The 19,508-nt window shown below is 71.0% G+C and carries 19 protein-coding genes; 15 read left to right on the top strand and 4 right to left on the bottom strand.

Features of this window, described 5'->3' with window-relative positions:
• Positions 1-66 precede the first annotated feature (66 nt).
• Positions 67-765 (bottom strand): hemolysin III family protein, encoded by a 699-nt coding sequence (locus ASG91_RS13255; protein WP_056923073.1) that lies wholly within the window; start codon positions 763-765, stop codon positions 67-69.
• A gap of 143 nt (positions 766-908) precedes the next feature.
• Positions 909-1,715, bottom strand: a complete 807-nt coding sequence (locus tag ASG91_RS13250; RefSeq protein WP_082594160.1) for a thioesterase family protein — start codon at positions 1,713-1,715, stop codon at positions 909-911.
• Positions 1,716-1,766: 51 nt separating this feature from the next.
• On the opposite strand from ASG91_RS13250, the gene ASG91_RS13245 reads away from it, so the two are divergent.
• The 3 genes from ASG91_RS13245 (at position 1,767) to ASG91_RS13235 (ending at position 5,292) form a co-directional block, all read left to right on the top strand.
• Positions 1,767-2,528: an isoprenyl transferase gene (locus ASG91_RS13245; protein ID WP_056923268.1), complete on the top strand. Its 762-nt coding sequence runs from the start codon at positions 1,767-1,769 to the stop codon at positions 2,526-2,528.
• 354 nt (positions 2,529-2,882) lie between these two features.
• On the top strand, positions 2,883-4,211 hold the full coding sequence (locus ASG91_RS13240; RefSeq protein ID WP_056923267.1) for a PhoH family protein: 1,329 nt from the start codon (positions 2,883-2,885) through the stop codon (positions 4,209-4,211).
• Positions 4,212-4,542: 331 nt separating this feature from the next.
• Entirely contained in the window at positions 4,543-5,292 is a 750-nt protein-coding gene (locus tag ASG91_RS13235) for a lytic transglycosylase domain-containing protein (RefSeq protein WP_056923072.1), read from the top strand.
• A gap of 10 nt (positions 5,293-5,302) precedes the next feature.
• On the opposite strand, the gene ASG91_RS13230 is transcribed toward ASG91_RS13235, so the two are convergent.
• Positions 5,303-6,727, bottom strand: a complete 1,425-nt coding sequence (locus tag ASG91_RS13230) for an aspartate ammonia-lyase (RefSeq protein ID WP_082594158.1) — start codon at positions 6,725-6,727, stop codon at positions 5,303-5,305.
• Between the two features lie 159 nt (positions 6,728-6,886).
• Positions 6,887-7,858: a type I pantothenate kinase gene (gene coaA, locus ASG91_RS13225; protein ID WP_056923071.1), complete on the bottom strand. Its 972-nt coding sequence runs from the start codon at positions 7,856-7,858 to the stop codon at positions 6,887-6,889.
• A 67-nt stretch (positions 7,859-7,925) separates the two neighbouring features.
• Between coaA and glmS the strand changes: the two genes are divergently transcribed.
• The 12 genes from glmS (at position 7,926) to ASG91_RS13165 (ending at position 19,486) form a co-directional block, all read left to right on the top strand.
• Entirely contained in the window at positions 7,926-9,785 is a 1,860-nt protein-coding gene (glmS, locus tag ASG91_RS13220) for a glutamine--fructose-6-phosphate transaminase (isomerizing) (RefSeq protein ID WP_056923070.1), read from the top strand.
• A gap of 13 nt (positions 9,786-9,798) precedes the next feature.
• Positions 9,799-10,149 carry a holo-ACP synthase gene (locus ASG91_RS13215; protein ID WP_056923069.1) on the top strand — a complete coding sequence of 117 codons (351 nt, stop codon included), beginning with the start codon at positions 9,799-9,801 and terminating at the stop codon, positions 10,147-10,149.
• 3 nt (positions 10,150-10,152) lie between these two features.
• A complete protein-coding gene (locus ASG91_RS13210) occupies positions 10,153-11,610 on the top strand; it encodes a bifunctional ADP-dependent NAD(P)H-hydrate dehydratase/NAD(P)H-hydrate epimerase (protein ID WP_056923068.1) in 1,458 nt (485 codons plus the stop codon).
• A gap of 29 nt (positions 11,611-11,639) precedes the next feature.
• Entirely contained in the window at positions 11,640-12,818 is a 1,179-nt protein-coding gene (gene alr, locus ASG91_RS13205) for an alanine racemase (RefSeq protein ID WP_056923067.1), read from the top strand.
• Positions 12,815-13,987, top strand: coding sequence for an alpha/beta hydrolase (locus tag ASG91_RS13200; protein ID WP_056923066.1), 1,173 nt, complete (start codon positions 12,815-12,817; stop codon positions 13,985-13,987). Before alr ends, ASG91_RS13200 begins: the two co-directional genes overlap by 4 nt.
• A complete protein-coding gene (tsaE, locus tag ASG91_RS13195) occupies positions 13,980-14,453 on the top strand; it encodes a tRNA (adenosine(37)-N6)-threonylcarbamoyltransferase complex ATPase subunit type 1 TsaE (RefSeq protein WP_082594157.1) in 474 nt (157 codons plus the stop codon). The genes ASG91_RS13200 and tsaE overlap by 8 nt, the downstream gene beginning before the upstream one ends.
• The gene (tsaB, locus tag ASG91_RS13190) at positions 14,450-15,124 is read left to right on the top strand and encodes a tRNA (adenosine(37)-N6)-threonylcarbamoyltransferase complex dimerization subunit type 1 TsaB (protein WP_056923065.1); all 675 of its coding nucleotides are present in this window, start codon (positions 14,450-14,452) and stop codon (positions 15,122-15,124) included. Before tsaE ends, tsaB begins: the two co-directional genes overlap by 4 nt.
• A complete protein-coding gene (gene rimI / locus ASG91_RS13185) occupies positions 15,121-15,588 on the top strand; it encodes a ribosomal protein S18-alanine N-acetyltransferase (protein ID WP_056923064.1) in 468 nt (155 codons plus the stop codon). Before tsaB ends, rimI begins: the two co-directional genes overlap by 4 nt.
• Positions 15,585-16,664 carry a tRNA (adenosine(37)-N6)-threonylcarbamoyltransferase complex transferase subunit TsaD gene (tsaD, locus tag ASG91_RS13180; RefSeq protein ID WP_235543384.1) on the top strand — a complete coding sequence of 360 codons (1,080 nt, stop codon included), beginning with the start codon at positions 15,585-15,587 and terminating at the stop codon, positions 16,662-16,664. The genes rimI and tsaD overlap by 4 nt, the downstream gene beginning before the upstream one ends.
• Positions 16,665-16,888: 224 nt before the next feature.
• Entirely contained in the window at positions 16,889-17,728 is an 840-nt protein-coding gene (locus ASG91_RS20700; RefSeq protein ID WP_157581731.1) for a hypothetical protein, read from the top strand.
• Between the two features lie 401 nt (positions 17,729-18,129).
• Positions 18,130-18,939 carry a hypothetical protein gene (locus tag ASG91_RS13170; protein ID WP_056923062.1) on the top strand — a complete coding sequence of 270 codons (810 nt, stop codon included), beginning with the start codon at positions 18,130-18,132 and terminating at the stop codon, positions 18,937-18,939.
• Positions 18,940-19,114: 175 nt separating this feature from the next.
• Positions 19,115-19,486 (top strand): hypothetical protein, encoded by a 372-nt coding sequence (locus ASG91_RS13165; protein WP_056923061.1) that lies wholly within the window; start codon positions 19,115-19,117, stop codon positions 19,484-19,486.
• Positions 19,487-19,508 lie beyond the last annotated feature (22 nt).

The following is a 19,508-nucleotide window of genomic DNA, read 5'->3' as shown; positions in this document are numbered from 1 at the left end:
CCGCCCCGGCGGGACGCCGCCCGAGGGTCGGCCGGGGCTGGGCGTCAGTCACGCTGAGGCGAGGCCTCAGGACGCCGACCCGGCCCCGTAGACCGACATCGACGCCGCGATGTAGTGCACCGTGAACGCGGCGACGGTCAGGGTGTGGAAGATCTCGTGGAAGCCGAACCAGCGCGGGGAGGGGTTCGGCCGCTTGATGCCGTAGACGAGCGCGCCCACCGTGTAGAGCAGGCCACCGACGGCGATCAGGGTCACGATCGCCGGGCCGCCGAACTTGAGCAACGGGCCCAGGTAGAAGACGGCGACCCAGCCGAGGGCGACGTAGACCGGCGTGTAGAGCCAGCGCGGGGCGCCGACCCAGAAGACCCGGAACAGGACGCCGGCAACGGCGCCGATCCAGACGATGAGCAGCATCGTGCGCGCGTCGTCGCGCGGCAGCAGCAACGCGAACGGCGTGTAGGTGCCCGCGATGATGAGGAAGATGTTGGAGTGGTCCATCCGCTTGAGCACCCCGGCCACCTTGGGTGACCAGTTGCCGCGGTGGTAGACCGCCGAGGTGCCGAAGAGCAGCCAGGCGGTGACGCTGAAGACGGTCGCGGCGATCCGCGCCGGAGTGGTGGGGGCCAGCGCGATCAGGACGATGCCCGCCGCGACGGCCAGGGGGACCATGCCCGCGTGCAGCCAGCCGCGCAGGTGGGGCTTCACTGCGGCGACGACAGACTCGAGGGGTCCCTGGGTGGAACGGGGGTCGGGTGCTGAGGTCATGGCACCACTGTAACCTACGGTTGCGTAGGTTACTAGCGCGTAGGTTGTGAGCCTTGACTCAGAACGGTCGCGAACTCGGACATCTGCACCACGGTCACCGGCCGTCACGCTGGCGTCTTCTGTCGCCCGGGGGCAGCCCGCCCTCACGCGCCGGGCGTCGGGCGGACCAGCAGGGCCTGGGCGGTCCGGCCCACGAAGCCCTCCTCGTCGAACACCTCGGCCTGCGCCAGGCCGGCCGCTCCGCCCCCGAGGGTCGTGCGGGCGCGCAGCCCGATCCACTCGCCGGCCGGTTCACGCACGAGGTGCGCGGTCAGCTCGGTGTTCATGAACTGCCACTGGGTGATCTCCAGGGCCGCGCTCGCCCCGGACGCGGAGTCGACGCAGACCATCAGCCGCTCCAGCGGTGCCATCGGCTCACCCGTCACGAGAGGCACCCGCGGACGCATCCAGACCGTCGCCGGCCCGACCTGCTCGAGCGAGCCCTCCACCCAGGACCACTCGATCGCGTCGAGGTAGCCGGGGTGCCAGCCCGGAGGGACGGCTCCTTCGCCACCCGTCGCGGGGCCGCTCGGCGGGGTCGGCAGGCCGGCCACCGGGCCCGAGTCGACCCGCGGCACCAGCCAGGCGGCGGCCCGTGCAGCGACACGTCCCGAGTCGGCGTCGGCCAGCTCGCACTCGACCAGCTCGACGCTGCGCCCCGGCCTCGCGACCACCGCCTCGACGCGCAGCCGGCCGACCGGCACCGGTCCGAGCAGGTCGCAGGTCAGCCGTGCGACCACGCGGCTGCCGTCGCCCAGCCGCTGGGCCTCCCTCGCCATCAGCGCCATCGGCGGGCCGCCGTGCTGCGCGTGCGGAGACCAGGGCCCGGCCGTGTGGCTGGTGGAGGTGACCGTGCTGGCCCCCGCCTCGGTGTCGTCGAGCACGTAGAAGGCCTCGGGGGCGGGCGACATGGTGGCCATCCTGCCGGACCGCGACCGCCCGACGGGGGTAGCGTGGTGGCCGTGGCGCTGTCGGACCTCCTGTATGCCGCGTACGAGCGGCGACTCAGCCGTCGCCTCTCCCGGGAGACGCTTCCCCGCCACGTCGGCGTCATGCTGGACGGCAACCGGCGCTGGGCCAAGGCCCGCGGTCACGGCACCAAGGAAGGCCACCAGGCCGGCGCCGACAACATCGCGGGGTTCCTGGACTGGTGTGAGGAGGCCCGCGTCGAGGTCGTCACGCTGTGGCTGCTCTCCACCGACAACCTCAACCGCCCGGCCGCCGAGGTCGTCCCCCTCCTGTCGATCATCGAGACCACGGTCAGTGACCTGGCCCAGACCAAGCGCTGGGTGATCAACCCGGTGGGCTCGCTCGACCTGCTGCCTGCGGAGACCGCTCGGCGGCTCAAGGAGGCCGCCGACCTGACCGAGGGCGTGCAGGGCATGACCGTCAACGTCGCGGTCGGCTACGGCGGGCGCCAGGAGATCACCGACGCCGTCCGGTCGATGCTCGTCTCGCACGCCGCCAACGGCACCACCATCGAGGAGCTGGCCGAGACGCTCCAGGTCGAGCACATCGCCGAGCACCTCTACACCAAGGGACAGCCCGACCCCGACCTCGTCATCCGCACGTCGGGGGAGCAGCGCCTCTCCGGCTTCCTGCTCTGGCAGAGCGCGCACAGCGAGTTCTACTTCTGCGAGGCCTACTGGCCCGACTTCCGGCACGTCGACTTCCTCCGCGCGCTGCGCGCCTATGCCGAGCGGAACCGCAGGTTCGGTAACTAAACGGGCTCGGCGGCATACCAACGTCTGAGGCGCGCCTCGGGCCAACGGGTTAACTCTGGATGACATGGGCCGACATGCGGCGTGGTTGCACGGCGCGGGCGTGATGCGGTCGTACCGTCCGTAGTGACGCGGGGCACCCGTCCCGCGTTCGGGGAGGCCAACCTATGGAGCAGATCCAGCTCCGAGCGGAGGGCCGGAACCGGCTCCCCCGCGGTGGGAAGGCCTGGTCCCGGCACCTCGTTCGCGAGTAGGCGCACCGCGCCGAAGCGCGCGTTGTGCCAAGGAGAGACATTGGCCTCGAACCACGACACCACCCGTCGTACCTCCTCCAGCACTGCGGCCGCGCCTCGCGCCATGCCGGTTCCCAAGGCCAAGGGCAAGAGCAAGGCCCCCGCCTTCCGGACGTTCGTCCTCGACACGTCCGTCCTGTTGTCCGACCCGCGCGCCATGCTGCGGTTCAAGGAGCACGAGGTCGTGCTGCCGGTGGTCGTCGTGACCGAGCTCGAGGCCAAGCGACACCACCCCGAGCTGGGCTACTTCGCCCGGCAGGCGCTGCGGCTGCTCGACGACCTGCGGATCAGTGAGGGGCGGCTCGATGCGCCGGTCTCCGTCGGCGACGACGGGGGCACCCTCCGGGTGGAGCTCAACCACACCGACCCGAGCTCGCTCCCGGCCGGGTTCCGGCTCGGCGACAACGACACCCGCATCCTCTCCGTCGCGAAGAACCTGTCCGACGAGGGCTTCGCCGTCACGGTGGTCAGCAAGGACCTCCCGATGCGGGTCAAGGCGTCGGCGGTCGGTCTCGAGGCCGAGGAGTACCGCGCCGAGCTCGCGATCGACAGCGGGTGGACCGGGATGGCCGAGCTCGACGTCACCGTCGAGGAGATGGACTCCCTCTACGAGCACGGGCGGGTCGAGAACGCCACCGCGGCCGAGATGCCCTGCCACACGGGTGTCGTCCTGCTCTCGCCGCGGGGAAGCGGTCTGGGGCGGGTCGGCGCCGACAAGCAGGTGCGGTTGGTCCGCGGCGACCGGGACGCGTTCGGCCTGCACGGCCGCAGCGCCGAGCAGCGGATCGCGCTCGACATCCTGCTCGACCCCGACGTGGGCATCGTGTCGCTCGGCGGGCGGGCCGGCACCGGGAAGTCGGCGCTCGCGCTGTGCGCCGGCATCGAGGCGGTGATGGAGCGGCGGCAGCACCGCAAGGTCGTGGTCTTCCGTCCCCTGTATGCCGTGGGCGGCCAGGAGCTGGGCTACCTCCCCGGCAGCGAGTCGGAGAAGATGGGCCCCTGGGCCCAGGCGGTCTTCGACACCCTGGGTGCGTTGGTCTCCCACGAGGTGGTCGAGGAGATCATGGACCGGGGGATGCTCGAGGTGCTGCCGTTGACCCACATCCGGGGCCGCTCCCTCCACGACGCGTTCGTGATCGTGGACGAGGCGCAGAGCCTGGAGCGCAACGTGCTGCTCACCGTGCTGTCCCGCATCGGCCAGAACTCCCGCGTCGTGCTCACCCACGACGTGGCCCAGCGCGACAACCTGCGCGTCGGGCGGCACGACGGCGTGGCAGCGGTGATCGAGGCGCTCAAGGGCCACCCGCTGTTCGCCCACGTCACGCTCACCCGCAGCGAGCGGAGTCCGATCGCAGCCCTGGTGACCGACCTGCTGGAGGGGCTCGAGGTCTGACCTCCGAGGGCCGGCCCCCAAGTGTGCGGGCGCTCGTCCCGGTGACGCGCCGCCGTGGTCCCGTACGGGGGAATCGCGAGATTCCTCCCGGAACCACGGCGGCGCCTCCACCGAAAGGATGACTCTGGCGTCACATTCGTCACAGGAGTCACAGAAAGTGGTTGACGATTTCATTTCGCGTCGCCCGGTCGGGTAAGGTCTCGGTTTCATAACGTGCCGGGACGCTGTTCTGTTGGGCTGTTCAAGCCTGTTGGGCGACTTCGGCGAATACATCCCCCCGGCACCGATTTGAGGCCACCACGCAGGTGGCCTTTCCTTTGGAGGAACCCGTATGAGTCAGCCCTACCAGGGTCGACACCGCCATGCGTCGTCCCACGGCAGGAAAGCCTCTCGGTCCTCCGGTCTGACCAAGGCGATCCGTCGCCCCGCGGTCACCTCCAGCATGCTTCTCGCGGTCATCGCGACCACTGCCGCCGGCTACCAGGCCGCCGACCAGCGCCAGACCGGTGCGGCCGCCTTCACGGTGAGCACCGAGGCGATCGCCCAGGCCAACGAGCTCGCGGACGCCCAGATCGAGGACACCGCTCGACTGGCCGCCGACCGCAACAACACCAACGCCAGCATCGCCGCCGCGCAGGAGAAGGACCGCGTCGCCGCGGTCGCCGCCGAGCAGGCCGCCGCGAAGGCGCGTCGTGAGGAGGCCAAGAAGGTCGCCCGCGAGAAAGCTCGCAAGGCGCTCGCCGCCAAGAAGCAGGCCATCCTCGCCAACGCCCAGGCCGACCCGCGGGCGGCAGCCCAGGCGCTGCTGCCCGAGTTCGGCTTCGACGAGAGCCAGTGGAGCTGCCTCGACAACCTCTGGATGGGCGAGAGCGGCTGGCGCTACACCGCCGAGAACTCCTCCTCCGGCGCCTACGGCATCCCGCAGTCGCTGCCCGGCTCCAAGATGGCCACCATCGCCTCCGACTGGCGCACCAACCCGGTGACCCAGATCCGCTGGGGCCTGAAGTACATCAAGAGCTCCTACGGCACCCCGTGTGGCGCCTGGAGCGCTTGGCAGAGCCGCTCCCCGCACTGGTACTGAGCCACCACTCCTAGCGGGGTGGTCGGGTCATCGCCAGCACGTCGAGGGCCTCGTCGAGCTGCTGCTCGGTGAGCTCGCCGCTGGCGACGTGCCCCCGCTCGATGACGACGTCGCGGATCGGGCGACGCTCCTTGATCGACTGCTTCGCCACGGCGGCCGCAGCCTCGTAGCCGATGTACCGGTTGAGCGGGGTGACGATCGACGGCGACCCCTCGGCCAGCTCCCGCGACCGCTCGGCGTCGGCCTCGATGCCGGCCACGCACCGGTCGGCCAGCAACCGGGTGGCGGCGGCCAGCAGCGTCGCCGACTCGAGGATGTTGCGGGCCATCACCGGCAGCATCACGTTGAGCTCGAAGGCGCCTGACGCTCCGGCCACCGTGATGGCGGTGTCGTTGCCGACCACCTGGGCGCACACCATGAGGGTGGCCTCGGGCAGGACCGGGTTCACCTTGCCGGGCATGATGCTCGACCCCGGCTGGAGGTCGGGCAGGTGGATCTCGCCCAGCCCCGAGCGCGGACCGGACGACATCCACCGCAGGTCGTTGCAGATCTTGGTGAGGCTCACCGCGACCACCTTGAGCGCCCCGCTCAGCTCGACGACGGCGTCCTGGGCGGACTGCGCCTCGAAGTGGTCGGCCGCCTCGCGGAAGGCCACCCCGGTGCGCTCGCTGACGCGGTCGATGACGGCCGCCGCGAAGCCGGGAGCGGCGTTGAGGCCGGTGCCGGCCGCCGTCCCACCCAGCGGCAGCTCCGCGGTGGCCTGGGCGGCTACCAGCACCCGCTCGGCCCCGAGCTCCACCTGCCTGGCGTAGCCGCCGAACTCCTGGCCGAGCGTGACCGGCACGGCGTCCATCAGGTGGGTGCGTCCCGCCTTGACCACGTCGGCGAACTCGGACTCCTTGGCGCGCAACGCCTTGGCCAGGTGCAGCAGGCTCGGCGCGAGGTCGCGGTGCACGGCCAGGGTGGCGGCGATGCGCAGGGCGCTGGGGAAGGTGTCGTTGCTGGACTGGCCGGCGTTGACGTGGTCGTTGGGGTGCACCGCATGGTCGGTCGCGAGGTGCGCGATCCGGGCGACCACCTCGTTGACGTTCATGTTGGTCGAGGTGCCCGAGCCGGTCTGGAAGACGTCGATCGGGAACTGGTCGTCGTGGCGACCCTCGGCCACCTCGGTGGCGGCGGCCGCCACGGCCGCGGCCATCGGCTCCGGCAGCACCCCCAGCTCGGCGTTCACCTCGGCGGCGGCCGCCTTGAGCAGGGCGAGGGCGTGCACCACGCCGGCCGGCACGGGCTGGCCGGAGATCGGGAAGTTCTCGACGGCACGGGCGGTCTGGGCGCCCCAGAGGGCGTCGACCGGAACCTCCACGTCGCCCATCGAGTCGTGCTCGGTCCTGGTCGCAGCGGCGGTGACGTGCTCGGCATCGGAAGCAGGCGGCATACCCCCATCATGCGCCGACCTCAGCTTTATCGGGTCTAGGGGGAAGGTTGACCTTCGCACGGGTTTCGAAGTCGTGCGAAGGTCAATGTTCCTGCCAGACCCGATAAAGCTGTGATAGGTGGGGTATGCCGCGGGGCGAGCCACGCGGCATACCCCACCTCAGAGCTTGCGGAGCCGGATCCGGCGGACGCTGTGGTCCTTGCCCTTGGCCAGCACCAGGGTGGCCCGGCTGCGGGTGGGCAGGACGTTCTCGCGCAGGTTGACCTCGTTGATCTCGCGCCAGATCCGGGCAGCGGTCTCGCGGGCCTGCTCGTCCGACAGTGCGGCATAGCGGTGGAAGTAGGAGTGGGGGTCGGCGAAGGCGGTCTCGCGCAGGCGCAGGAAGCGCTCGACGTACCACTGGCGGATGTCGTCGAGGTGGGCGTCGACGTAGACCGAGAAGTCGAAGAAGTCGCTGACCGCCAGGCCGCTGCGGCCGTCCTCCTGCAGTCGTGGCGCCTGGAGCACGTTGAGGCCCTCGACGATGAGCACGTCGGGTTGGCGCACCACGATCCGCTCGTCGGGGACGATGTCGTAGGTCAGGTGTGAGTAGACCGGGGCGCTCACCTCGGCCTTGCCGGACTTCACCTCGGCCACGAACCGCAGCAGCGCCCGTCGGTTGTATGACTCGGGAAAACCCTTGCGCTGCAACAGGTTGCGGCGCTCGAGCTCGGCGTTGGGGTAGAGGAACCCGTCGGTCGTCACGAGCTCGACCTCGGGCGTCCCGGGCCAGCGGGACAGCAGCTCCTTCAACAGGCGCGCGGTGGTGGACTTGCCGACGGCCACCGACCCGGCGACACCGATGACGAACGGCGTCTTGGCCGGGCTCTCGCCGAGGAAGTCCCCGGTGATGCGGTGCAGCCCGGCCGTCGCGCCGACGTAGAAGTTGAGGAGCCGGGACAGCGGCAGGTAGACCTCCTCGACCTCGGTCAGGTCGATCCGCTCGCCGAGGCCCTGGAGCCGGGTGAGGTCGGCGGCGTCGAGGCTGAGCGGCTGGTTCTCCCGCAGCCGGGCCCACGCGGCACGGTCCAGCTCGACGTAGGGCGAGGGGAGGGCGCCGTTGCCGTTCGCGGGGTGGCTCACGGGCGCCATTCTTGCTCACCCGCCCCCCGGCCCTCTGATGCCGTCCTCGGAGCGGTCGACGGTTAGGCTGCCTCCCATGTGCGGAATCGTCGGATACGTCGGCCCGAACGCCGACGGCAAAGCCCTGGACGTCGTCATGGAAGGCCTGGCCCGCCTCGAGTACCGCGGGTACGACTCCGCGGGGGTCGCGCTGGTGACCAGGGACGGGGTGGCGAGCGAGAAGCGCGCCGGCAAGCTGGTCAACCTGCAGGACGCGCTCGACGCCCACCACCTCCCGGGCGCGACGACCGGGATCGGCCACACCCGGTGGGCCACCCACGGCGGCCCCACCGACCAGAACGCCCACCCGCACCGCGCCGGCGAGGACGGCAAGCTCGCCCTCATCCACAACGGCATCATCGAGAACTTCCACCAGCTGAAGAACGCCCTCATCGCGGACGGCGCCTCCTTCACGAGCGAGACCGACACCGAGGTCGCGGCCCACCTCGTGGCCCGCGAGTACGCCGAGACCGGCGACCTCACGAAGGCCATGCAGAACGTCGTCAACCGGCTCGAGGGCGCATTCACCCTGCTCGCCGTGCACGCCGACAGCCCCGGCGTCGTCGTCGGGGCCCGCCGCAACAGCCCGCTCGTCGTCGGTCTGGGCGAGGGTGAGAACTTCCTCGGCTCCGACGTCGCGGCCTTCATCGGCCACACCCGCAGCGCGCTCGAGCTCGGGCAGGACCAGATCGTCACGATCACCCCGGACTCCTACGAGGTCATCAACTTCGACGGCAGCCCTGCCGAGGGCAAGCACTACGAGGTGACCTGGGACGCTGCCGCCGCGGAGAAGGGCGGCTACCCGACCTTCATGGAGAAGGAGATCTACGACCAGCCCCACGCGGTCGGCGACACCCTCCTCGGGCGCACCGACGTCGACGGACGGCTGGTGCTCGACGACATGTCGATCACCGAGGACCAGCTCCGCAACGTCGACCGGATCATCATCGTGGCCTGCGGCACCGCGGCCTACGCGGGCATGGTCGCGAAGTACGCGATCGAGCACTGGACCCGCATCCCGGTCGAGGTCGCCCTGGCCCACGAGTTCCGCTACAGCGACCCGATCGCCACCGAGCGCACGCTGGTCGTGTCGATCAGCCAGTCCGGCGAGACGATGGACACCCTGATGGCCGTGAAGCACGCCCATGAGCTGGGCGCCCTCACCCTGAGCATCTGCAACACCCACGGCTCGACCATCCCGCGCGAGTCCGACGCCGTGCTCTACACGCACGCCGGGCCCGAGATCGCGGTCGCGTCGACCAAGGCGTTCCTGGCCCAGATCACCGCTTGCTACATCCTCGGCCTCTACCTCGCCCAGCTGCGCGGTGGGACCTTCGCCGACGACGCCCAGTCGGTGATGAAGGAGCTCCACGAGATCCCCGCGAAGCTCGAGGAGCTGCTCGGCCGGATGGACCGTGTCAAGGAGATCGCCCGGTTCATGGCCGACACCCGGTCGGTGCTCTTCCTCGGCCGCAACGTCGGCTACCCCGTCGCGATGGAGGGTGCGCTCAAGCTCAAGGAGCTGGCCTACATCCACGCCGAGGGTTTCGCGGCGGGTGAGCTCAAGCACGGGCCGATCGCGCTCATCGACGCCGGTCAGCCGGTCTTCATCGTGGTGCCCGGACCGGGCACCCCGCACGAGCTGCACAAGAAGGTCGTCTCCAACATCCAGGAGATCCGGGCCCGTGGCGCCCGCACCATCGTGGTGGCCGAGGACGGCGACGAGGACGTCCTGCCGTTCGCCGACGAGGTGATCCGCGTGCCCGCGACGTCGCCCCTGCTCGCGCCGCTGCTCACCGTGGTGCCGCTGCAGGTCTTCGCACTGCACCTGTCCACCGCCAAGGGCCTGGACGTCGACCAGCCGCGCAACCTGGCCAAGAGCGTCACCGTCGAGTGAACGCGGACATCCGGTGATCGTCGGGGTCGGGATCGACGTGGTCGACGTGGAGCGCTTCGGGGAGTCCCTGGAGCGCACTCCCGGCCTCCTCGAGCGCTTGTTCACCGACGAGGAGCGGTCCCTGCCGCTCAACTCCCTCGCCGCCCGGTTCGCGGCCAAGGAAGCCCTGGCCAAGGCGCTCGGCGCGCCGGTCGGGCTGCACTGGCAGGACGCCACGGTGCGCCGTGGCGAGGACGGCCGCCCGCACCTCCAGATCACCGGCACGGTCGAGGCGAGGGCCGAGGCGCTCGGCGTGCACGCGATGCACATCTCCCTGTCGCACGATGCAGGGATCGCCTCGGCCGTCGTCATCGCCGAGGGTTGACCGGTGCTCCGCGCCTGGTCCGCGCAGCGGGTGCGCGCCGCCGAGGAGGCGGCCATGGCTGGCCTCGACGACGGCGAGCTGATGGCCCGGGCTGCCGAGGGACTCGCCGCCGTCTGCCGCGCGCGCCTCCGGGACTCCGGCGGCAGTCGCGTGGTCGTCCTCGCCGGGGCGGGCAACAACGGCGCCGATGCCCTGTATGCCGCGGTGCAGCTCTCTGCCGATGGCTTCGACTGCGTTGCGCTGCAAGGGGACTGGCCCTTGGCGATCGGCGACGCATCCTCGTGGGGAGCCGATGGCGTCACGGTGGTCGGGCCCGACGGCGACTGGGCGAGCCGGCTCGCCGGTGCCGAACTGGTCATCGACGGAGTGCTCGGGATCGGGGGACGACCCGGACTCCCCGAGGTGGCGAGGGCCTGGGTCGACGCGATCCCCGAGACGGCGTACGTCGTGGCGGTGGACCTCCCCTCGGGCCAGGACCCGGCCGGTCGTGTTGCCACCGACGACGGGGTGTTCGCCGACGAGACGGTGACCTTCGGGGTGGCCAAGCCGGTGCACCTGCTGCCGGCGAGCGAGGCAGCGGTCGGCCGACTGACGGTCATCGACATCGGGATCGAGCTGGACGGGCTCCCCGACGTGGAGCGTCTCGACTTCGCCGACGTGCCCGCCCTGTGGCCGGTCCCGGGAGCCGCTGACGACAAGTACTCGCGCGGGGTGCTGGGCGTGGTGGCCGGGGGAGAGGACTACACCGGCGCCGCGCTCCTGTGCTGCACCGCCGCGGTCGGGGCAGGGGTCGGCATGCTCCGCTACGTCGGGACCCCGACGCCGACCGCCTTGCTGCGTGCCGCCGTCCCCGAAGCGGTCCACGGAGAGGGGAGGGTGCAGGCGTGGGTCGTCGGACCGGGTCTCGACACCCACTCACGAGCCAAGGGCGCCAAGGCCCAGCTCGACGTCGCCCGCGCCGCGCTCGCCTCCGACCTGCCGGTCCTGGTCGACGCGGGGGGCCTGGACCTCGTCGACGGACCGCGCAGCGGCCCCACCCTGCTGACCCCCCACGCCGGTGAGCTGGCCCGCCTCCTGACCAGGCTGACCGGCGACGAGACCACTCGCCAGTCCGTCCAGGGCGACCCGGTCGGGCACGCGAGGCGAGCCGCCGACCGCACCGGAGCCACCGTCCTGCTCAAGGGTGCGACCACCCTCGTCGTCCCCCCGACCGAGGACGGCGGTCCGGTGCGCTCGCAGAACGACGCCCCGCCCTGGCTCGCGACGGCAGGAGCGGGGGACGTGCTGGCCGGGGTGTGCGGGGCGCTGCTCGCCTCCGGACTGAGCCCGCTCGACGCCGGCAGCCTCGGCGCCCTCGTGCACGGCGTCGCCGCCGACCTGGCCAACCCGGGCGGTCCGGTGCGCGCCCTGGCCGTGGCACACGGCATACCGAGTGCGGTGGCCCACCTGCTCACTCGCTGAGCTGAGCGCTCGTGAAAGACTGGACGACGATGAGTACCGCCACGACCAGCACCCCCCCAGCCCCGGCGCCGCCGGGGCTGCCCGCGTGTGCCCAGGTGGACCTGTCGGCCATCAGCAGCAACGTCGCCGCGCTCAAGGCGCGGGCCGGCAGCGCCGAGGTGATGGCCGTCGTCAAGGCGGATGCCTACGGCCACGGCTTGGTGCCGAGTGCGCGCGCCGCCCTGCGCGGTGGCGCCACCTGGCTGGGCGTCGCCCAGCTGCCCGAGGCCGTCGAGCTGCGCCGAGCCGGTGTGGAGGCCCCGCTCCTGTCGTGGCTGCACGTGCCCGGCCAGGACTTCACCGAGGCACTCGGGCTCGGCATCGACCTCGGTGTCTCCACGACGTGGTCGCTGGACCAGGTGCTCGCGGCTGCGGCCGCGACGGGTCGCACGGCCCGGGTCCACCTCAAGGTCGACACCGGGCTGGGTCGCAACGGCGCGTGGGACGCCGACCTCGCCGACCTGCTCACGACCCTGGCGTCGGCCCAGGCCGCCGAAGCGGTGGAGGTCGTCGGGCTGTTCAGCCACTTCGCCTACGCCGACGCGCCGCAGCACCCCACGGTGCGCGCGCAGCAGGAGCGCTTCGAGGGCATCCTCGAGCAGGCATCCCGGGTGGGCGTCGAGCCGCAGGTGCGCCACCTCGCCAACTCCGCCGCCACGCTCACCAACCCCTCGGCGCACTACGACCTCGTGCGACCCGGCGTCTCGGTCTACGGGCTCTCGCCCGTCCCCGACCTCGGGGCTCCCGCGGACTTCGGGCTGCGCGAGGCGATGCGGCTGGTCTCGCGACTGTCCAGCGTCAAGGACTCGCCTGCGGGACAAGGCGTTTCCTACGGCCACGTCTACACCACCACCGAGCCGACCAAGCTCGGCCTCGTGCCGATGGGTTACAGCGACGGGGTGCCGCGGCACGCCACCAGTGTCGGGCCGGTGCAGGTGGGCGGACGTCGGTATGCCGTGGCGGGCCGGGTCTGCATGGACCAGTTCGTGCTCGACCTCGGTGCCGACTCGACGGCCAGGGCGGGCGACGAGGTCGTGTTGTTCGGCGTCGGCGCAGCCGGTGAGCCGACCGCGCAGGACTGGGCGGCGGCGATCGACACCATCAACTACGAGATCGTGACGCGGGTCGGCGCCCGGGTGCCGCGGATCCACGTCGGAGGCGACCAGTGAGCCCGACGAACCGCAGCCTCGCCGGCCTCGGCATCGGGCTCGCCGCCGCTGGTGTGGCCACGGCTGCCGGCATCGCGGCCGGGCGGGTCAGCAAGGAGCGGCACGCGCGGCTCGCGGTCCTGGCGCCGGCCGGGGCCTTTGCCCACACCCCTGACAAGGAGTTCGTCGTCGTCGCGGACGACGGCGTGCCCCTGCACGTCGAGATCGACGAGCCTGACGCCGACGCGTCCTCGGGGGACAAGCCCACCGTGGTCTTCTCCCACGGGTTCTGCCTGAGCCTCCAGAGCTGGGTCCTGCAGCGCAAGGCGCTGGTGCGGGACGGGTTCCGCGTCGTGACCTGGGACCAGCGGGGCCACGGGCGCTCGGGACGCGGCAGCGAGGAGTCCTGCGACATCGACCAGCTCGGCAGGGATCTGCACCGGGTGATCGAGGAGACGGCACCCGAGGGGCAGCTCGTGCTCATCGGCCACTCGATGGGCGGCATGACGACGATGGCGCTCGCCGACCAGCACCCCGACCTGGTGGGTGACCGCGTGGTCGCCACCGCCTTCGTGGCGACCAGTGCGGGTGGCGCCCAGCTGGTGTCGCTCGGCTTCGGGCAGTACTTCGGCAAGCTCGTCGGCCGGTTCGGGCCGTCGGTGCTCGACCGGCTGTCGGCGCGTCCGGGGCTGGTGCGCACCGCCCTGCGAGCCGGTCGCGACATCGAGGAGTTCCTCGTCGAGCGCTGGAGCTTCGCCTCGCCCGTGCCGCCGGCAGCGGTGCGGCTCACGGCCGACATGATCTTCGGCACCCCGCTCGACGTGATGTCCGACTTCCTGCCGACCTTCGACCAGCACGACAAGCGCGACGCGCTGGTGCACTTCCACGGCGTGGAGGTGTTGGTGCTCAACGGAGTCCACGACGTGCTCACCCCTCCCGACCACAGCGAGGAGATCGTCCGCCTCGTCCCCGGCGCCGAGCACGTGGTGATCGAGGAGGCCGGTCACATCATCATGCTCGAGCACCCGGAGGTGCTGAACGAGCAGTTCGAGGCCCTCATCGACCGCGGCATGCGGGCCGCCGCCGAAGGCGTGAAGGTCGCGCGGAAGCCGCGGGTCCGCCGCACGGTCACCGACCTGGCCAAGCGCCGGAAGGTCGCCAGGGCACGCCGCGGAGAAGGCCGTGCCTGAGCTGACCAGCCCGGACCTGACGACTGCTGAGGACACCCGGGCCTGGGGCGCCCGGCTGGGTCGCCTGCTGTCGGCCGGTGACCTCGTGGTGCTGACCGGAGGGCTGGGTGCCGGCAAGACGACGCTGACCCAGGGGCTGGCCGAGGGGGTCGGGGTGCGCGGCCCGATCACGTCGCCCACGTTCGTGATCGCCCGCGTCCACCCGTCGCTGGTCGGCGGGCCCGCTCTCGTGCACGTCGACGCCTACCGGCTCGGGGGCCTCGCCGAGCTCGACGACCTGGACCTCGACACGTCGCTGGAGGAGTCCGTGACCGTGGTCGAGTGGGGGCACGGGCTTGCCGAGGACCTCGCCGACGACCGGCTCGAGGTCACCCTCAGCGGCGAGGACACCCGTCGGGCCCGCGTGCAGAGCCACGGCCCGCGCTGGGCCGACGCCGACCTGTCCGATCTCGGGGCCAACGGATGAGCCGCGTCGTCCTGGCCATCGACACCTCGACGTCGGTGAGCGTCGCCGTCTCCGCTGGTGCCGACTGGGCGATGGGTTGGTCCGACGACCCGCGTGGCCACACCGAGAGCGTCGCACCGCTGATGCGCGACCAGCTGGCCAGCGCCGGGGTCTCCGCGGCGGACGTGACGGACGTGGTGGTGGGCAACGGCCCGGGGCCCTTCACGGGCTTGCGGGTCGGCATCGTCAGCGGTCTGGTCTTCGCCCATGCCCGGGGGATTCCGGTGCACGGGATGTGCAGCCTCGACGTCCTGGCGCAGCAGGCACTCGAGCACGTCCGGGAGGGCGAGTTCCTCGTGGCCACGGATGCGCGGCGCAAGGAGGTCTACTGGGCGCGGTACCGGGTCGACCCCGACCGCCCCGAGCAGGACCGGGCCGTGCGCCTGACCGACCCGGCGGTCGTGCGTCCTGCGGACCTGCCGGAGGAGGTCCGGTCGCTCCCGACCGCTGGTCGTGGCCCGGTGTTGTATCCCGAGCTCTTCCCCGAACCCCTTGCTGTCCTCGACGTCTCGGCCGGGGTGCTGACCGGCCTTGCGCTGCAACGCCTCGACGCCGGTGTGGACCTGCCGGTCGAGCCGCTCTACCTGCGTCGGCCTGATGCGCTGACCACCGCAGAACGGGCCACGCCATGACGACGGCGACCCTGCGCGACCTGCACTGGACCGACATCGACGACGTCGTCGCGCTCGAGACCGAGCTGTTCCCCGACGACGCCTGGACGCCTGCCTCGCTGTGGGCCGAGCTGGCTGCCCGCCCGCGTCGCTCCTACGTGGTCGTGCAGGAGGGTGACGGCGCGGTGGCCGGCTACGGCGGGGTCGACCTCGGCGGCGAGGTCGCCGACGTGATGACGATGGCGGTGGCGCCCAGCCAGCAGGGGCAGGGCCTCGGCCGCCGGCTCCTCGAGGAGCTCGTGTCGCGCGCGGTCGCCGACCACGCGGCATACCTCATGCTCGAGGTGCGCGCTGACAACGGCGCGGCCCGAAGCCTTTATGAGTCAAGGGGTTTCGAGACCTTGACCGTCCGTCGACGCTACTACCAGCCGGGTGACGTGGATGCCCACGTGATGCGGCTCAAGCTGGGGGAGGTGGCGCCGTGAGTACGGCCACGAGGATCGCCGCTTCTAGAAGCACAGACCAGCCGCTCGTGCTCGGCCTCGAGACGTCCTGTGACGAGACCGGTGTCGGGATCGTGCGCGGCGAGACCCTGCTGGTCGACGCCATCGCGAGCAGCGTCGACGAGCACGCGCGCTTCGGTGGCGTCGTCCCCGAGGTGGCCAGCCGTGCGCACCTCGAGGCGATGGTCCCGACGATCGAGCGGGCGACGCGGGAGGCAGGCGTCAGGCTGTCCGACCTCGACGCGATCGCGGTGACCTCTGGCCCCGGGCTGGCCGGTGCGCTGATGGTGGGCGTGGCAGCGGCCAAGTCGCTCGCGGTCGCCCTCGGCGTGCCCCTGTACGGGGTGAACCACCTCGCCTCGCACGTCGCCGTCGACATCGTGGAGCACGGGCCGCTGCCCGAGCCGACGCTGGCGATGCTCGTGTCGGGCGGACACTCGTCGCTCCTGCTCGTGCCCGACGTCACCGACGACATCCAGTCGCTGGGCTCGACGATCGACGACGCGGCGGGGGAGGCCTTCGACAAGGTGGCCCGCGTGCTGGGGCTGCCCTTCCCCGGCGGGCCACACATCGACCGGATGGCCCGGGAGGGCGACCGTGTCGCCATCGACTTCCCGCGGGGGCTGACGACCGGGCGCGACATGGAGCGCTACCGGTTCGACTTCTCGTTCTCCGGGCTCAAGACCTCGGTGGCTCGGTGGGTGCAGGCGCGCGAGGCGGCAGGGGAGCCGGTGCCGGTCGCCGACGTCGCCGCGTCGTTCCAGGAGGCGGTCACCGACGTGCTCACCCGCAAGGCCGTCCTGGCCTGCAAGGAGCACGGCGTGATGAACCTCCAGATCGGTGGTGGCGTCGCCGCCAACAGCCGGCTACGGGCGATGGCCCAGGAGCGCTGCGACGCCGCTGGCATCACCCTGCGGGTGCCGCGGCCGGGGCTGTGCACCGACAACGGCGCGATGGTCGCGTCCCTGGGGGCGCAGATGGTCATCAAGGGACGCGCGCCGTCCGACCTCGCGCTCCCCGCGGACTCGTCGATGCCGGTCACCCTCGTCCAGGCCTAGCCCGGACCGACCCTCCCGCGACCTCGTTCCTGAGTGACTGAGGGCGACTCGCGATGACTGCGAGTGACTAGAAAGCCAGTCATTGACAGGCAATGCGCCGCTCGGCAGTCTGCCTGCTACGCACTTGGCCGACGGGACTGCGTATCGACACGCAGGCGGCCACGGAGCAGGAGGGGAGCAACATGAGAAGGCTTCTAACGGTTCTCGGACTTGCAGCAGTGTGTGTGGCAACGACGGCTCAGCCTGGCTTTGCAGGGGCGCCCGATCCCATCGTTGTCGATGGAGGAGGCATCACCCCCGCGGGAGCGGCCCCACCGGACACCCCGCAAGCGATCGACAAGGTTGCCGCGACGCAGAGCTGGGCGAAAGCCGCCGCTGCCGGAGACGTTGCCGGCGCGCAGCTCGCGGAAGCAGCCTACGAGGCAAAGTACGGCGGACCCGGTGCAGGGTCGTCGAAGTTGTCGTCGAACATGGCGTCCGGAGTGGCGACGTCGACGGACCTGGCGGCGGCCTTCCCGACCTCGCGGTCCTTGGGGGTCGTCCAGGTGGGGCAGAACAAGGACTACTATTGCGGCCCCGCGAGCGGCTACGAGATCATCCGGTACCTGCACGGGGCCGGCTTCACCAGCCGCTTCGATGGCACGTCTCCCGGGCAGGCCGGCCTCGCCAACGCGAACCACATGGAGACGGACAAGTACGGCAAGACCGACTGGGCTCGAGCTGACTGGACCCGCGGCGTCAACCGCTGGCGAGGGGTCAACTGGTACGTCCAGGTGCACGCGCCAAGCGGTTCCTTGCTGAAGTCCGTGGCCGCGCAGAGCATCGGCGGCAATGGCATGCCGTTCAGCGGTAACACCGTTGAGTTCGTCGACGGGCCGCACTACAACAAGCATCCCAACCGGCTGATCGGACATTGGATCGCCGCGTACGCCTACAGCAACAGTGGAGGCACCATCGGCTGGGCCGACTCCTCGACGACCATCTTCACAACGGCCGCCCGGTATTTCTCCTACAGTTCGTCGTCATTCGCGACCTTCCTCCAGAGCAACGGGATCGCGTACTGAGATGCGGCGAACCCGGGCGACGGCGCTTGCCTTGGCAACCCTGGCTCTCGCCGGGTGCCAGGCCGAGCCCGCATCTCCAGCCCATGTGAGCGCATCTCAGCCACTCTCCACGACAGTGAGTCCGCCAGCCCGTGCTCGGGAGCTGAGCACCGACGCGGCCCGCAAGCCACGGGCTGGCGAGCTCACCGTGCTGACGACCCTGCGGGGCATGTCGGGAACCACTCGCAATGGAGTCCTCGCACTGTCACCCGACGGTCACGCCTTAGTCGGCGTGAATCCCCCGCCCGCCCAGGGCAGCCTCATCGCGCAAACTCGGATGCAGGTGATGAGTGGAGCCAAGCGCTCGTGGTTTGCCTGCAACGCCGAAGGAGGCTCTGCCGCGGCAGGCCTTTGACGGCACGATGCCGAACGACGCCACGGCGGCATGGCTGGAGACCCGGTCCACCGACTTGTTCGACGTCGACTGGAAGGTGTTCGGGTGGTCGCACGGCCAGGTTCGGCTGCTCGCCGACTCCGACACCTTCGCCAAAGGTCATCCGCTTCCGCCGGCGGCTGGCGGCGACCACCTCATAGCCAGCGACGGCAAAAGCGTCTGGTGGTCCTTCCGCAAGGCCGGGACGGACCTGCCCATCGCCACGAACATCGCCACCGTGGAGCTCGATGGGGCTCCGCATCCTCGCGTCTTCCTGGAAGGTGCCGACCTGCCCACCGTCGACCCGCGCGGAGGCCTGGTCTACGTGCGTGATCCAAACACGGCACCGGACAGCGTCGGGTACGACATCCGCCTGCGCCGGGGTGCCCGGGACGAGATCATCTACCACGGGACGGTGGGAGACGTCGGCTTCATCTCGGAGCTGTGTGTGGGCCCGGACGTGGTGGCCTGGGCCATCCCCGTCGGGCCGGATGACGGCGGAACGATCAAGATGCTGAACCGTAGTACTCGGGACGTCCAGACGATCCGCCTGAGGGACAGCGCTCGCGGAACGGAACTGGTCTGCGGCGACGACTTCATAGCGTGGGGAAACGGAAGCGGCGATGGTGACGCAGGTCAGTACTTGTGGTCGCTCAAGACCGGGTCACCGGTGAAGCTGGGCGAGGCGTTCGGCGTCAGTCGGGTGAAGGCGGCGGGCCACTATGTGGCGTGGACCCTGCCGCCGACCTCTCCGCAAGCTTCGGCGAACGTGCGCCTCGCACGCTGGAACGGTGGTTGACCGCATGCGCCGTTGGTGGTCAACGCGGCTTGCCCGGGTGACATCCAACTGGGCCAGACCGCTCGCGGTAGGCCTCGTCATGACTCTTGTCGCGTCAGCCTGCACCGGCGCCGACGCTGGTGCCCCCAGCTCGCCGCCGACGACGACAAGCAGCTCGGCCGACTTCGTTGCGCGCATGGACACCCTCATGGCGTCCGTCAACAGGGCGCAGGACTCGAACGCTGTGGTGACCGTCCCAGCGAGGCCCACCGTTGTCCAACGCACGACCGGCGTCCAAACGATGATCATCCGCGACGAGGATGCTGGGACTTGGCCGGCGGGGACCTACCGCCTCGTCGTCAGGTGCGCTGGAGAGGGCGTGCTCGTAGCGCACTTCTCACTCGGGGACCGATCGGTGATCCGCCAGCTGCACGACTGTGCAGGGACGACGAGCACCGATGCTCTGGAGCTCGTACTCGATCGGGCGGCGCCGAAGTCTGTCGTCGTCCTCGTTCCCGCCGGGAAGTCAATGGCCGCAGTGGGTTATCAGATCCACAAGATTGGGTGACGGTCGTCGCGAAGGCCGACCA

This window comes from Phycicoccus sp. Soil802 (assembly GCF_001429605.1).
In the GTDB taxonomy this organism is placed as follows: domain Bacteria; phylum Actinomycetota; class Actinomycetes; order Actinomycetales; family Dermatophilaceae; genus Pedococcus.
The sequence above is the reverse complement of the archived record's forward strand: the minus strand, read 5'-3'. Positions and strand labels throughout refer to the sequence as shown.